The following is a 12,639-nucleotide window of genomic DNA, read 5'->3' as shown; positions in this document are numbered from 1 at the left end:
GTCAGGCGCGGGGCGGGGGGCGGAGGTCCGGGGGTCCGGAGGCCGGGGGTCCGGAGGCCGGGGGTCCGGAGGCCGGGGTCCGGAGGCCGGGGGTCCGGAGGCCGGGGGTCCGGAGGCCGGGGGGCAGGGGCCGGAGGCCTGGGGGCAGGGGCCGGAGGCCTGGGGGCAGGGGCCGGAGGCCTGGGGGCAGGGGCCGGAGGCCTGGGGGCAGGGGCCGGAGGCCTGGGGGCAGGGGCCGGAGGCCTGGGGGCAGGGGCCGGAGGGCAGGGGCCGGGGGGCAGGGGTCAGGGGTCAGGGGCCGATCTTCGAGGACCGGGTCTTGTTCAGGGGACCAGCGCCCTGACCTCCTCCGCCGCGAAGCGTACGAAGGCCTCCGGGTCGGGTTCGTCGCCGGTGGGCTGGAGGACGACCGTGTCGGCGCCGGCTTCCGCGAGGCGCTGGACGGCCTTCGCCACGGTGCCCGCGTCACCGGCGACACCGAGGTCGGGGACCGACTCCACGCCCTCGTCGGCGAGTTCGGCGCGCAGGCGGGCGGCGGCGTCGGGGCCGGTGGCGGTGAGGAGATAGACGACGACCTTGTGCGGCTCGGTGCGGCCGGCCGACTCCCGCCCCTCGTCGATGAGTCGACGGGCCCGGCGGACGCCGTCCGGTGGGGTGCTCGCGGTGAGGATCGTGCCGTCGGCCGCCGCACCGGAGAGGCGGAGGGTGCGTGGTCCGGTGGCTCCGGCGAGGATCTCGACGGGACCGGCCGGCGGCCAGTCGAGGGCGACGTCGTCGAGCTTGACGTAGCGCCCGTCGGTCGTGAGGCGCTCGCCGCGCAACAGGGCGCGCAGCGCGTCGAGATGCTCGCGCAGCAGGGTCACCGGGGACTCGGCGCGGGCGCCGACCTGCCCCATCCAGTCCTGCACCCCGTGCCCGACGCCGACGATCGCGCGGCCCGGGAACAGCCGGTCCAGCGTGGCGACCTCCATCGCGGTGATGGCGACGTTCCGCAGCGGCACCGGCAACAGGCCGACGCCGACGCGCACGTGCCCGCTCCACGCGAGCGCGGCGGCGGCCGCCGAGATCCCGCCCTCCCGGAAACAGTCCTCCCACAGCCAGAGCTCCTGGAGCCCCGAGGCGTCGGCCAGTCGGACCACCGCCCGCAGTCGCTCGGGGGGCAGTTGGGGACGGAATACAGCGCCGAGGTCGGTCATGGTTTCTTCCTACCCGGGGAGAGTGCCGTGGACAACAGCTTTACGCGTGGCTGGAATTGAGGTCGGCGCGTTCGTAGCGCAGGAGCACGACGCCGTTGCCGAAGGTGCGGGACTCGGTGAGGCGGAGCGGGGTGCGGGTGTCGGAGAGGGGGAACATCGGGGTGCCGCGGCCGAGGAGGATCGGGTTGACGTACACCTTGATCTCGTCGACGAGGCCCAGGCGGAGGAAGGTCGCGGCGAGGTCGGCGCCGCCGAGGCCCAGGTCGCCGCCGGGCTGTTCCTTGAGGGCCAGCACCTCCTCGCGGACGACCTCGGGCACGACGGTCGTGTTCCACTCGGCGGGGCCGCTGGGCAGGGTCCGCGAGTACACGATCTTCGGCATGTCCCGCCAGATGCGGGCGAACTCGGCGATGACGGCGGGGGCTTCGGGGTCCGCGTCGGCGGTGGGCCAGTAGTCGGCCATCAGCTCATGGGTGACGCGGCCGTCGACGAAGGCACCCATGTGCTTGAGGGTGTCGTTCATGTGCTGGTGGAGTTCCTCGTCGACCCTGTGCCAGTCGATGTCGTGGCCGGGGCCCTCCATGTAGCCGTCGAGGGACACGGACATCATCAGGCTGATCTTCCGCATGGGTGCACCGCCTCGTTCGTGGCCGGCCCCGCTCGGCGCCGGGTCCACCACCGTCTCACGCGACCGCGAACGCCCCCAGCATCAACCCGGTGAACGCTCCCCCGAGCATGAACGGCCCCAACGGGATCGCCGTCTTGCGGCCCGCCCGGCGCAGGGCGACCATGCCGAGGCCATACACCGCGCCGTAGAGAATCCCCGCAAAGGCGCCTGTGACGAGCACCGGCCAGCCGTACCAGCCGAGGGCGGTGCCGAGGCCGAGGGCGAGTTTCACGTCGCCGAAGCCCATGCCGGAGGGGTTGATGAGGTACAGCACCAAGTACGTGGCCCCGAGGGCGAGTCCGCCGTAGAGGGCGGTGGGCCAGGAGCCGGCGTCGGCGGGGAGCGCGGCCGCGATGCCGAGGAGGGCGAGGGTGGCCGCGGCGAGCGGGAGGGTGAGGACGTCGGGGAGGCGGTGGACCCGGAGGTCGACCAGCGCGAGGAGGACGGCGACGGGGGCGGTGAGCAGCCAGACGACGAGTTCGGGGCGGGGACCGGTGGCCGCGGCGAGGGCCGCGCAGACGAGGGCGGTCACGGCGGACACGGCGGGGGTGCGGGGGCCGTAGGGGCCGCAGTGCGCGCTGTCGGTGCCGGTGGTGCAGCGGGCCCGGCCCAGCCAGCCGTCGAAGGTGCCCGTGATCGGGTGGCCGTCGGGGCACTGCCCGTTCCAGGGTTCCTCGGGGTCCACGGAGAGGCGGTGGGCGGCGCGGGGCAGCAGGAGGCCCGACCACGCGCCCCACAGGGCACCCAGGACGATCAGAAGCAGGCGCACGCGGGGACGATATCGAGTGGGCGGCGGTCGGGGCATGGGTCCGTGGGCCCATGTGGGGCCTACTCCCTTGTGGATACGGTCGGTTGACACCGGAGCGGGAGCAGTGCGGGAAGGTGACCTGACATGGGACGACGCTGGAGTGACGGGCGCGGGAAGCTGATCGTGCGGGGCGCCGCGGGGACGGTCGCCGTCCCGCTGGAGCTGGCGACCTCGTACCGGGCGCGGACCAAGGGGCTGCTCGGCCGGGACGGGATCGACGGCGCGATGCTGCTCTCACCGGCGAGCAGTGTGCACACGTTCCGGATGCGGTTCCCGATCGATGTGGCGTACCTGGACCGGCACTTGAAGGTCATCGCCGTCCACACGATGAAGCCCGGGCGACTGGGACTGCCCCGGCTTCGGTCCCGGCATGTGCTGGAGGCGGGGGCGGGGGTCATGGCCGGGTGGGGGTTGGGGGCCGGGGCTCAGGTGGAGGTCGGGACGGAGTAGCCGGCGAGGTGGGGTTCATCGGTCGTCCGACGGCAGCCTTCCCTCGGCGGCCAGCCGGGCGAGGGCCTCGCGGCTGCGGGGTACGGTGCCGTGCCAGTTCAGCATCGCCACGGCCCGGTCGGGGACGAACCCGAACCGGGCGTACCGCTCGGCGAGTTCCATCGCCCACGGGGTGACGAGGGTGTCGTCGTCGACGCACATGCCGAGCCAGGTGAAGACCTCGCCGGCGATCCAGCCGCTGATCCAGGTCACCCAGCGCCGGGCGAAGCGCGCGGCCTCCTCGCTGTCCGGGTCCTCGGGTACGCCGGGGATGGTGAGCAGCGCGCACTCGCGGGTCGCGTCGGCCATCCGTTCCTCGGTGACCAGGCGGGCGTAGGGCATCAACTCCCGCATGACCTGCCGGACTTCGAGCCAGGCGGGCGGTTCCTCGTCCTCGTCCTCGTAGCTGTGCCAGGAGGGGGCGGGGACCGGGTCGGACACGGGGGCTGCGGGCGCACAGGCCTGGAGGATCGCGCGGGCACGGGCGATGTTGTCGGCGGTCTCCGGGAGTTGAGCCGGCCACTGGAAGCCGGAGTCCCAGCTGTAGGGGAGATCGCATACGGCGGACGGCAGCAACGGGCTTTCCCCCTGCGGGAGTCGGCGTGCGCGGGCCTTGTACCCGGGGCGGCGCAGCGACGTCAGGGAGTCCCTCGCCCAGGCCCGGCCGACCTCGTCCACCCTGCCGTCCCGCACCAGCCGCAACAAGGCCTGCTCGCCATGGGGCGTACCGATATCCCGCAGCAGGCTCACCGCGTGGTGGGCGGCGAGGCCGAGCACGGCGCATCGTTCGGCGACCACCGCGACACCGATCTCGTCGTACGGCCGCTGCCGGAGCCGGCGCAGCAGGTCAGGGACCGAGTCCGCGAGCGCCGGGTCGGTCGAGGCCCGCGCCAGGGCGTCCAGGGCGGCCCGCTCGTCCGCTTCGGCGTGGGCCGGCTCCTCCCGTGTCCGGCGCCCGTCCGGGGTCGGGTCGTGCCACGGATCGCTGTGCGGCACGGCCGTTCAGCCGTCTTCGGGGAGCTCGGTGATCGGGTGGTCGGAGACAACGGCGCAGAGGATCATGGGGGCGTCGCCGTCGGACTGGCTGAGGGAGACGGCCAGTTGGCGGGTGGGGGTTTCCGGGCGGCCGGGCGGTACCGGTTCCCAGACCGTGAGGTCGCCCAACAGGTCCTCGTCGCACAGGGCTTGGAAGAGGGCGGGCATCGGGTCGCCCGCGATCTTGCGGAAGAGCGGTACGCGCATGGCGACTTGGCGGTGCGGTCCGTAGCGGTCGTCCAACTGACGGATGAGGGCGGTCAGTTGGGCCTCTGCCGCCTCTTCCGCCGCGTTGCGCTCAGGTGCGTACACACCGGTGAGCGCTCTGCCCACCCACAGCGGGGCGATCACGAAGCCCTCGCCGCGGGTTCGGGTCCACTCCCCCGTGGCCGGGTCGCCCTCGCTCACGGTCGGCCCGGTCGCCGGGACGGGACCGGTGAGCAGCGCGTCGAGGTCCGGGAGTTCCCGGCCGGGTGCGGTCACAGCGTGGCCCGGTCCATGGGGCGCGGCAGGGGCCGTAGCGCTCCGGTCTCCCGCAGCCGTTCGAAGGCACGTACCACCGCGTCCACGTCGCCCTCCGTCGCGAGGTCGAGCACAACGCCCGCGCCGGGGACGGCTGTTCGGGGTGCGGTCAGGTCGTCGGGCACCAACTCGGCGCGGGCCGGGGAGAGATAGCCGGCCCGGCCCACGCAGGGGTCGCCGACGGCGTACTCCGCCTCGTCCTCCAGCGCGTCCAGTACGTCGTCGTCGGTCACGTCGCCGAAGTCGGGGTGCCAGAACTCGGCGACGGCGGCGAGGAGTTCGGTACCGGGCAGCTCGGTGCCCTCGGGTGAGCGGATGCCGATCACCAGTGACTGGAGCAGGAACCCGGAGTCGCCGCCGGCCAGTCCGCTCACCTCGACCGTCCAGCCCGGCGCGCCCGTGGCGGTGAGCCGGAGAGCGGTGCCGGTGCCCTTCGACCAGTCGTCCGCGTCCCGGGCCTCCTGGAGGGCCGCGCGCAGGGCGCCCTCGTCCGACGGCACCGGGGAGGCCGGCGCGGAGACCACCGTCCACTCCGCGGGCAGGGCGGCGTGCGGAAGGAGCCGGGTGACCTGGTCGAGTGTCGCCTTCCAGCGACCGGCCAGCGCCTCGACCGATTCCTCCCTGGGGCCCCAGAAGCCCCTCACCAGACGTCGCATTCTCCGTCTCCGTCTCCGTCGTACGTGGTCCCTGGTCGCGTGTGTGTGCGTGTGCGTGTGCGGTGTCGTAGCAGGTCGGGCTGCCGTCACCCTAGTCGAGCTAGCCGAACGCGCCCGGCTTGCGGGTTCCGCCGACCGGCTTCTGCTTCTCGTAGACGACCCTGATGTCGAGGCCCTCGTCGCGGAACGCCCGCCTCGCCGCCTTGGCCACGTCCGGGTTGGAGAAGTGCCATTCGACGGCCTTGCCGCCCGCGGCCGCCACCTGCCGCCGCGCCTCGGTGGCGAACTCGGCCTTCGCGGACGGGGTCAGCTCTCCCTTGCTGGACTTGGAGAGGTAGCCCTCGTAACCGTTCTTGGCCTCCAGATACGTCTGCCGGCCCGCGTCCCAGCCGTCGAACTCGACGTCGGGCACGCCCTTCTTGGGGTACGGGACCACGTACTCCTCACCGCGGACCGTGCCGGTGACCTGCTCCTGGTAGCGGAGCCAGGACTCGTTCTGCCAGTTGGGCGCGGGGTTGCGGTCCCGGCTCGCCCAGTAGCCGTCGCTGCCGTCGGCGTCGCCGAGCGTGCGGTTCTTCAGGTCGGCGGCCCAGTCCGGCGGGTTGTAGTTGCGCGGGTCCGAGGTGTCGCCGTGCTTGGGGTCGGGGTACTCCTTCTTGGCCGCCGCGGCCTTCGCCGCGCGTCCCGGCTCCTCCGCCCGCTTCTTGGCCAGGTAGGCCTCCCGCTCCTCCTTGCGGGCCTCCTCGGCCTCCTTCTTGGCGTCCTCGTCGCAGCCGTCCTCGGCGAGGAGGACGTACGGGGAGGACGCGCCGGCGGCCAGGACCGTGGTGCCGGTTCCGGTGCCGCCGAGGATGGAACCACCACCCCCACTGCCACCACCGCCGCCGCCGTCGTACGGGATCCGGCGCGCCGGGGCGCCGATGGTGCAGCCGGACTCGCGGGCCTTCTTCTCGGCCGCGTCCGCCGCGTCGTCGGCCTCTTTCGCCGCCTTCTCGGCGCCCTCGACGTCGCCTGCCTTGGCCGCCTTCTTGGCATCCTCGGCCGCCTTGGAGGCTTCCTCCGCGAACTTGCCGAGCTTCCCCAGCTTGCCGATCTTGCCGAGGTCGCCGAGCTTCTCGACGACCTTGGCGCCGTCGTAGCCCGGGATGAAGAGGGATCCGACGTTCCAGAGGACGTGGCTGACGGCACGGGTCTTGTCGCCGTTGTTCCAGTCCTTGGCCACGTCGTCGCCGATGAACACGTCGTAGAGGACCGTGCCGCCGGTCTTGACGGAGGCACCGGCCCAGTCCCACAGGGCGCCGCCGTAGTCGCCGTCGGACCACTTCTTGCCGGCGTCCTTGGAGTTCTTCGACCAGTCGTCGCCGAGCTGTTTGCCGTAGTCGCCGATGCCCTTCAGGGTGTCCCAGGGGTGCCGCACCAGGTCGTAGATGCCGGTGAGGTCGCCCCACACGCCGTCGACGAAGAGGCCCTGGCCCACTTGTTTGACCTGGTTGCCGGCGCAGCCGAAAAAGGCGCCGATGCCGGAGAAGCAGCCGTCGTCCTCTTTTTTGTCGCCCTTGTCGCCCTTGTCGTCGATGGGGGCGGGGGCGGGCTGTTTGTCGGTGGTGCCGCTGGTGCCGGTGCCGCCTGTGGTGCCGGTGCCGCCTGAAGTCCCGCCGTTGCCATTGCCGTTGTTGTCGCCGGCGGCTGTGTCCGTGTCGCCGGCCGTCGAAGCGGGGCAGGCCAGGCCGGTGACCTTGCAGACCTCCGACTGGATGCCGCCGAAGATCTGGGTGCCGAGGCCGCTGACCAGCAGCGCGGTGATGATCGCGGCGACGATGGCGATGAACCCGGCGTACTCGATCGCCGTCTGCCCCTCGTCCCGACGCCAACGGATCAGCCGGGACAGGGAGAACGGGCGCCGCTCCACGCGCTCCAGGCCGGAAAGCCCGTACCACTGACGGCTTTCGGGGCGGGACAGGAAGAAGAGGATCAGGATCGGGAGGAGGAGCTGCAGTCCCCCGCGAGCGGACCCGGAGACGAGGTTGACGACCCCGCCGAGGACCAACCAGCCCTGTACGGCGAGGAGTCCACGCCGGACGCGGTCGCCGCCCTCCCAACTCCGCCTGGCGAGCCACCAACCGAGGACACCGGGTGCGGCGGCGTACGCGACGAGGGCGACCACCTGTCCGTCGAGGGCGTCGTACGCCCCGGCGGTCATCAGCAGCCCGAGCCCGCCGACGAGGGTGACCGCGAAGAGTACGTGCACCAGCACCAGCGCGGTGGCGAGCGGCGCCGGCATGTCCCGACGCCCGCTCAACTCCCCTCGCCCGCCCGGCACTTTTGGCACTCCTCCGATCGAGGCCATGGTGTCTCCCCCGTCCCCCGACGTCGCTCCCAGCGCGACAAGACCTTGCAGAGGTTCCAGAGGTTAGGGACGGGACGGGTGCCCGAGATGGGCCCGTGGGCCTAAATCGGTGCCCAAGTGCCGGGTGGGCCCGGGAAGTTGATCAGCTCTCCGTGCGCGGGAACGTCACCTCGACCCTGCGGTTCTTCTTGCGGCCGGCCTCCGTGGAGTTGTCGGCGATCGGGTACTGCTCGCCGTAGCCGCGGACCTCGAAGGTGATGTTCGGGTTGTTCAAGTCCGAGTCCAGGACCGCCTGTACGGCGTCGGCGCGCTGCTTGGACAGGATGTCGCCGTGCGCGGACGAGCCGAGGTTGTCGGTGAAGCCGAAGACGCGGACCGTCGACGCGTTCTGCTTCTTGATCTCCTCGGCGATCGCGTCGATACGGGACTTCGCCTCGGCGCTCAGCTTGGAACTGTCCTTGCTGAAGAGGACCTCGGCCTGGAGGGCGAAGGTCACGTCCGAGTTGGTGTCCTCACGGCGTTCCTCACCGCCCTGGTCCTCCACGACCGACTTGATGTCCAGGACCTTGGGGGCGGCGAGCGTTCCGCCCTCGGGGAGCTTCAGGTCCGGGTCGTTCGGGTCGACCTGCACCGGGGCGGAGGCCGAGGCCTCGGTGCCCGGCGGGACGCTCGGGCTCGGGGTGTCGTCGGCGTGCGCCGCCACCGCGCCGACGATGTTCGCGGCGACCATGATCGTGGCGGCGGTCACGACCAGGGCGAGACGGGGAGTGGGGGTCACGGCCGCCTCATCCGGAGATCTTGATCGTGCCGACGGAGAACGTCGGTAGTTCGAAGGAGACTTCGGTCGTGGTGGACGGGGGGGCCGGGAACTGCATGAAGACGACCTTTGTGTCCCCTGCCTTGATCGTCGTGAGGCCGGTGGTGGTGAGCGGCCTCCCGTCCGTGTCCCGTAGCACGTAGTAGCGCTTCTTCCCCTTGGAGTCCACCAGCGTGGCCCCGCCGAAGGACTGGCCGTTCTTCATGATCTCGGTCTCGTTACCCGTGAGTTGGGAAGAGATGATGGCCGTCTTGCTTCCGTCGTTCCTCAGATCCGCGTTGACGGTGACGAAACCTCCGGAGTCCCGGTCCGCGGAGGTGATGTCGAGTACCAGTCCGTTGGGGCCCCTGAGTTCGGCCAACGGCGCGTCCGACTGGCCTTCCTGAGCACTCGGGTTGGATCCACCGCTCTTGGAAGCGGTAGCGGTGGCGTCAGGCTTCTTGTCGCCGTCGCCTCCGCCGCAGCCGGCCATCCCGAGGGCCAGACCGGCCGCGACGGTCGCCGCAACCATCCCCTTACGGGCCTTCGTTGTGAACCGAATGCTCATGACTCCGCTTCCCTCATCACTCGTCGTTCGCTTGTCAGTCGGCCAGATGGACGTCGAAGAGGTCCTCGGGTCCGGGCAGATCGGTGAGATCCGTCGGGTCGAGGTCCCAGTCCCGGTCCTTGCAGGTGAGTTTCGGCAGCACGTCGTCCCCGGCGTCCGCGCCAGGGAGTTGGAACGTGCAGAGCGGCTCGATCACGGCGGTGGCATGGGCTTTCGAGTACATGGTCTCCGTGCCGGGGACGATCGAGTCTCCGACCGGTTTATCCGTCTCGACAGCGACCGTGTACTCCAAGGGGATCCCCGTCGGCGGCGGACAACTGGTCACGTGAGCACCGTTCTGCCCCGCGAGCTCATCGGCACGCCCGCATCCGTCGACGAGTCCCGGCACGTTGCCGTCGAAGATGTCCTGCCACTTGGTCGGGTCGAGTACGTTCTCCACCCACTTGCCCGCGAGTTGGTCCCTGGTGTCCTGGGCCGCCGCGAGCGCTGCCGCGTCGGCAGCCGTCTGGGCACCGCCCCGGTTCACCGCGGCCTGGCCGACCGCGACGTAGGCGAACGCGAGAAAGAGCAGACCCGCCACCACCGTGATGTAGATGGGGAAGGCCTGCCCTGCGTCGCTGTCCCTACGGGGCCGCATCAGCCGCCGGTCACCTCGGTGATTTTCGTCGTGATCGCGTCGTAGATCGACTTGCCGATGTCCGTACCCGTGATCGCCAGCACGATCGCGACCACCACAGCGATGATGCCCAGGTACTCCACCGCGGTCTGACCCTTGTCGCTGCGGGCGGCGCGGGCCTGAAGGTACGTCACGGTGGTGTTGATCCAGTTGCTCATGGTGTTCCCCTCCGAGAGACTCGATCCCGGCTTCCTCGTCGCCGGTGCCGCTTTCGACATGAGAACGGTATGCCCGAACCACAGGTACGCCAGAGGGCCCCTGGGCCCAAAATCGGGCCCAAATGGAGTTCAGCCGGGTCCCCCGTCGCCGCGTCACCGGTCACCCCAGCCCTCGGTCCGAACCCGGTGTCGTACCAAGCCACTTGGCCGCGGCCTCGGAACGGCTGGTGCTGTGGAGCTTGGCGAAGATGCGGTTGATGTGGTTCTTGACGGTCTTCTCGGAGATGAAGCAGGTGGCGGCGATCTGCTGGTTGGTCATGCCGGACGCGATGTGGTCCATGATCTCCGCCTCCCTCGTGCTCAGTTGGAACCGTGACCTGTCCGAGGATGACTGTCTCACAGGTGATTGCAATTGCGAAAGAGTATGAGGCAAATTCGGCTGAGGATGGGCCACCGAAGGCATTCCTCCGTTTGCAGCCGCACCTAGTTGAGAGTCGTATGAGCCCAGGCCCTCGGGCAGGGAGGGGCCTGTCCGCTCCTGTCGCAGCTGCGCCAGCAGCGCCCCCGCCGCCGATGGCGTGAAATGGGCCCTGCCCTGCCTGATGTCCCGTACGGCGGCGACCAGTTCGTCCGCCGTGAACTCGCCGTGGACCAGATAACCGCTCGCCCCGCGCCGCAGCGCCTCCTGGACGATCTCCGACTCCCTGCTGTACGTGAGCATCACGACCGGCGCGATCCGCACCAGGTACGGCAGCGCCGAGATGCCGTCCACGCCCGGCATGCGGACGTCCAGCAGGACCACGTCGGGGCGGTGGAAGTGGGCCGCCTCGTACGCCTCGCGGCCGTCCGCCGCCTCCGCCACGACCGTGATGTCCGCGCGGCCCGACAACAGGGCCGTCAGACCCGCCCGGACCACCGGGTTGTCGTCGGCCACGACCACCCGGAGGGCTGAAGTCGGTGCCGGTTGCGGGAAGTTGGCGAACGGGTTCGGTGGCGGCTGGGGAGCGCCGGGGTGAGGCGTCGTCTGGTCCGGCATGGCTGCCTCCTCTCAGGTCTCTCAAGTCGTTTGTACGAGTGGGGGGATGGGGTTTGCGGGGTTTACGTCGTCAGGGCTCCCAGCGGGAGTTCCAGGCGGACCTCCGTGCCCGTGTCGTGGCCGCCTCGGCCGATCCGGATGCGGGCGCCCACGGACGCGGCCCTCTCGACCATGCCGACCAGGCCGAAGTGGCCTGCCCTGCGCAGCTGTTCGAGGGTCGTGCCCGCGGGGAGGCCGCGGCCGTCGTCGTAGACGCTGATGCGCAGGAGGCTGTCGTGCACCCCGGCCTCCACGTCGACCTTGGTGGGGGTCGCGTGGCGGTGGGCGTTCTCCATCGCCTCCGTCGCGATGGTGAGGAGCTGGCGTGCCACGGCCGGCGGGACGGGCGGTACGCCGTGGTCGCCGGTCGGGCGGTAGGTCGTGGGCAGGCCGGTCCGGGTGCTGAAGTCCCTGGTGCGGGCGGCCAGTTCGACCAGTACGTCCGTGCCCTCGTCCGGGTCGGACTCGCGGCGCAGGTCCGCCAGGAGTTCGCGGGATTCCGCCGCCGCCCTGCGGGCCGAGCGGGCGACCAGTTCCGCCTGCTGCCTGATCAGGGTCGGGTTCATGTGGTCCGCGCCCGCCGAGCCCACCAGGCCGTCCGCCGCGAGGGCCACACCGTGCAGGGTCTTCGCCACCGAGTCGTGCAACTCCCTTGCCAGGCGTGCCCGTTCGGCTCCCACCGCTTCCGTCACGGCGAGGCGGGCCTGGACCGTCGTCAGTGCGGTCGTGGCTTCGCCGAAGCGGAGCATCAGGTTGCGCAGGGTCACTCCCACCGCGCCGGCGATCACGCACAGGCCGGGGAGCAGGAAGGCCTGCGCCACGGCCCTGTGCGCGTCCGCCGCGGCGGTCTGCGCCAGCACCAGGATCACCGCCTGGAGGCCGGCGAAACAGCCGGCGCCTCGCCAGCCGTAGACGATGCCGGCGAGGAGGGGGGTGCAGACGCTGACGTAGGCGAGCGTGCTGGTTGGCCCTGCCGAGATCAGGAGGAGGGAGCCGAAGAGGGTGTCCACGGCCAGGAGGGAGGGGTGGCGGAGTAGGAGGGGGCCGAAGCGTTCCCAGTCGCGGAACAGGACGTAGGACGCCATGAAGGTGACCACTACGGCTGCGCCCACCAGGCGGGTGGCTACGCCGGGGTTGGCGTTCACCAGGGCGGAGGGGGCGGCGAGGGCGATCATCGCGAGGCGGAAGCCGAAGACTTGCCTGCACATTGCTTGCAGCGCGCTTACCTGGATGGGGAGAGCGATCCGGCCTTCGGCCGAGAAAGATTTCCCACCCGCACCGCCCGTGACGGCATCGTCGTCAGGTGCGAGTGGCCCCTGTGGGGTGTCCCCGCCGTCGGCGGCCAGCCGTTCCATGTCGGATGCGGGTGGCGGCCCCTGTGGGGTTCCCCCGCCGCCGGCGGCCAGCCGTTCCACGCTCGGCTGCGTCGGCGGCCTCGGTACCCCCGGAAGCCAGCCCCCTGCCGGCACCCACCCCGCCGGCAGCGCCGGCGTCACCGTCGTCACCGGGATATCCGTCGCCCCCGACCGCACATGATCCGGCAGTACCGTCCCCGCCGGCGGAGTCGTGATCTCCGTCGGCTGGGGACGCCGCCGCAGCAGCCTCGTACGTCCGCGTTCGTCCGTCGTCGCCATGGCCCCCGTCGC

Annotated in this window: 14 protein-coding genes; 1 reads left to right on the top strand and 13 read right to left on the bottom strand. The window is 71.3% G+C overall.

The genetic code is table 11. The annotated features are described in order from the left end of the window. Positions 1–323: 323 nt before the first annotated feature. Genes R2B38_RS26900 through R2B38_RS26890 form a run of 3 tightly spaced genes read right to left on the bottom strand, consistent with a single transcriptional unit; the run spans position 324 to position 2,632 of the window. Positions 324–1,196: an LLM class flavin-dependent oxidoreductase gene (locus R2B38_RS26900; protein WP_318018542.1), complete on the bottom strand. Its 873-nt coding sequence runs from the start codon at positions 1,194–1,196 to the stop codon at positions 324–326. Between the two features lie 40 nt (positions 1,197–1,236). Next, the gene (locus tag R2B38_RS26895) at positions 1,237–1,824 is read right to left on the bottom strand and encodes a dihydrofolate reductase family protein (RefSeq protein ID WP_318018541.1); all 588 of its coding nucleotides are present in this window, start codon (positions 1,822–1,824) and stop codon (positions 1,237–1,239) included. A 55-nt stretch (positions 1,825–1,879) separates the two neighbouring features. Beyond that, on the bottom strand, positions 1,880–2,632 hold the full coding sequence (locus tag R2B38_RS26890; protein WP_318018540.1) for an A24 family peptidase: 753 nt from the start codon (positions 2,630–2,632) through the stop codon (positions 1,880–1,882). Between the two features lie 123 nt (positions 2,633–2,755). Between R2B38_RS26890 and R2B38_RS26885 the strand changes: the two genes are divergently transcribed. Next, positions 2,756–3,121, top strand: coding sequence for a DUF192 domain-containing protein (locus tag R2B38_RS26885; protein ID WP_318018539.1), 366 nt, complete (start codon positions 2,756–2,758; stop codon positions 3,119–3,121). Between the two features lie 15 nt (positions 3,122–3,136). Here the strand turns inward: R2B38_RS26885 and R2B38_RS26880 are convergent, their stop codons facing one another. The 10 genes from R2B38_RS26880 to R2B38_RS26835 all read right to left on the bottom strand — a co-directional run bounded on the left by R2B38_RS26880 (position 3,137) and on the right by R2B38_RS26835 (position 12,627). Further along, entirely contained in the window at positions 3,137–4,156 is a 1,020-nt protein-coding gene (locus tag R2B38_RS26880) for a hypothetical protein (RefSeq protein WP_318018538.1), read from the bottom strand. Positions 4,157–4,162: 6 nt separating this feature from the next. Then, positions 4,163–4,678: a hypothetical protein gene (locus R2B38_RS26875; RefSeq protein WP_318018537.1), complete on the bottom strand. Its 516-nt coding sequence runs from the start codon at positions 4,676–4,678 to the stop codon at positions 4,163–4,165. Continuing rightward, entirely contained in the window at positions 4,675–5,373 is a 699-nt protein-coding gene (locus R2B38_RS26870; RefSeq protein WP_318018536.1) for a hypothetical protein, read from the bottom strand. Before R2B38_RS26870 ends, R2B38_RS26875 begins: the two co-directional genes overlap by 4 nt. Before the next feature lie 100 nt (positions 5,374–5,473). Continuing rightward, positions 5,474–7,720: a Tox-REase-5 domain-containing protein gene (locus R2B38_RS26865; protein ID WP_318018535.1), complete on the bottom strand. Its 2,247-nt coding sequence runs from the start codon at positions 7,718–7,720 to the stop codon at positions 5,474–5,476. A 142-nt stretch (positions 7,721–7,862) separates the two neighbouring features. Further along, positions 7,863–8,498: an OmpA family protein gene (locus R2B38_RS26860; RefSeq protein WP_318018534.1), complete on the bottom strand. Its 636-nt coding sequence runs from the start codon at positions 8,496–8,498 to the stop codon at positions 7,863–7,865. Between the two features lie 7 nt (positions 8,499–8,505). Beyond that, positions 8,506–9,084 carry a hypothetical protein gene (locus tag R2B38_RS26855; protein ID WP_318018533.1) on the bottom strand — a complete coding sequence of 193 codons (579 nt, stop codon included), beginning with the start codon at positions 9,082–9,084 and terminating at the stop codon, positions 8,506–8,508. Positions 9,085–9,118: 34 nt separating this feature from the next. Beyond that, entirely contained in the window at positions 9,119–9,721 is a 603-nt protein-coding gene (locus R2B38_RS26850) for a pilus assembly protein TadG-related protein (protein WP_318018532.1), read from the bottom strand. After that, entirely contained in the window at positions 9,721–9,918 is a 198-nt protein-coding gene (locus tag R2B38_RS26845; RefSeq protein WP_318018531.1) for a Flp family type IVb pilin, read from the bottom strand. The genes R2B38_RS26850 and R2B38_RS26845 overlap by 1 nt, the downstream gene beginning before the upstream one ends. 160 nt (positions 9,919–10,078) lie before the next feature. Beyond that, a complete protein-coding gene (locus tag R2B38_RS26840) occupies positions 10,079–10,954 on the bottom strand; it encodes a response regulator transcription factor (protein ID WP_318018530.1) in 876 nt (291 codons plus the stop codon). Between the two features lie 62 nt (positions 10,955–11,016). Further along, positions 11,017–12,627, bottom strand: coding sequence for a sensor histidine kinase (locus R2B38_RS26835; RefSeq protein ID WP_318018529.1), 1,611 nt, complete (start codon positions 12,625–12,627; stop codon positions 11,017–11,019). Between the last annotated feature and the right edge of the window lie 12 nt (positions 12,628–12,639).

The sequence above is a fragment of the Streptomyces sp. N50 genome (assembly GCF_033335955.1).
In the GTDB taxonomy this organism is placed as follows: domain Bacteria; phylum Actinomycetota; class Actinomycetes; order Streptomycetales; family Streptomycetaceae; genus Streptomyces.
This window is presented reverse-complemented; position numbering and strand designations above follow the sequence as displayed.

What these genes read in the sequence shown, in the direction of transcription:
- R2B38_RS26900 (WP_318018542.1), bottom strand. Translation starts at nt 1,196, where the DNA reads ATGACCGACCTCGGCGCTGTATTCCGTCCCCAACTGCCCCCCGAGCGA.
- R2B38_RS26895 (WP_318018541.1), bottom strand. Translation starts at nt 1,824, where the DNA reads ATGCGGAAGATCAGCCTGATGATGTCCGTGTCCCTCGACGGCTACATG.
- R2B38_RS26885 (WP_318018539.1), top strand. Translation starts at nt 2,756, where the DNA reads ATGGGACGACGCTGGAGTGACGGGCGCGGGAAGCTGATCGTGCGGGGC.
- R2B38_RS26870 (WP_318018536.1), bottom strand. Translation starts at nt 5,373, where the DNA reads ATGCGACGTCTGGTGAGGGGCTTCTGGGGCCCCAGGGAGGAATCGGTC.
- R2B38_RS26865 (WP_318018535.1), bottom strand. Translation starts at nt 7,720, where the DNA reads ATGGCCTCGATCGGAGGAGTGCCAAAAGTGCCGGGCGGGCGAGGGGAG.
- R2B38_RS26855 (WP_318018533.1), bottom strand. Translation starts at nt 9,084, where the DNA reads ATGAGCATTCGGTTCACAACGAAGGCCCGTAAGGGGATGGTTGCGGCG.
- R2B38_RS26850 (WP_318018532.1), bottom strand. Translation starts at nt 9,721, where the DNA reads ATGCGGCCCCGTAGGGACAGCGACGCAGGGCAGGCCTTCCCCATCTAC.
- R2B38_RS26845 (WP_318018531.1), bottom strand. Translation starts at nt 9,918, where the DNA reads ATGAGCAACTGGATCAACACCACCGTGACGTACCTTCAGGCCCGCGCC.
- R2B38_RS26840 (WP_318018530.1), bottom strand. Translation starts at nt 10,954, where the DNA reads ATGCCGGACCAGACGACGCCTCACCCCGGCGCTCCCCAGCCGCCACCG.
- R2B38_RS26835 (WP_318018529.1), bottom strand. Translation starts at nt 12,627, where the DNA reads ATGGCGACGACGGACGAACGCGGACGTACGAGGCTGCTGCGGCGGCGT.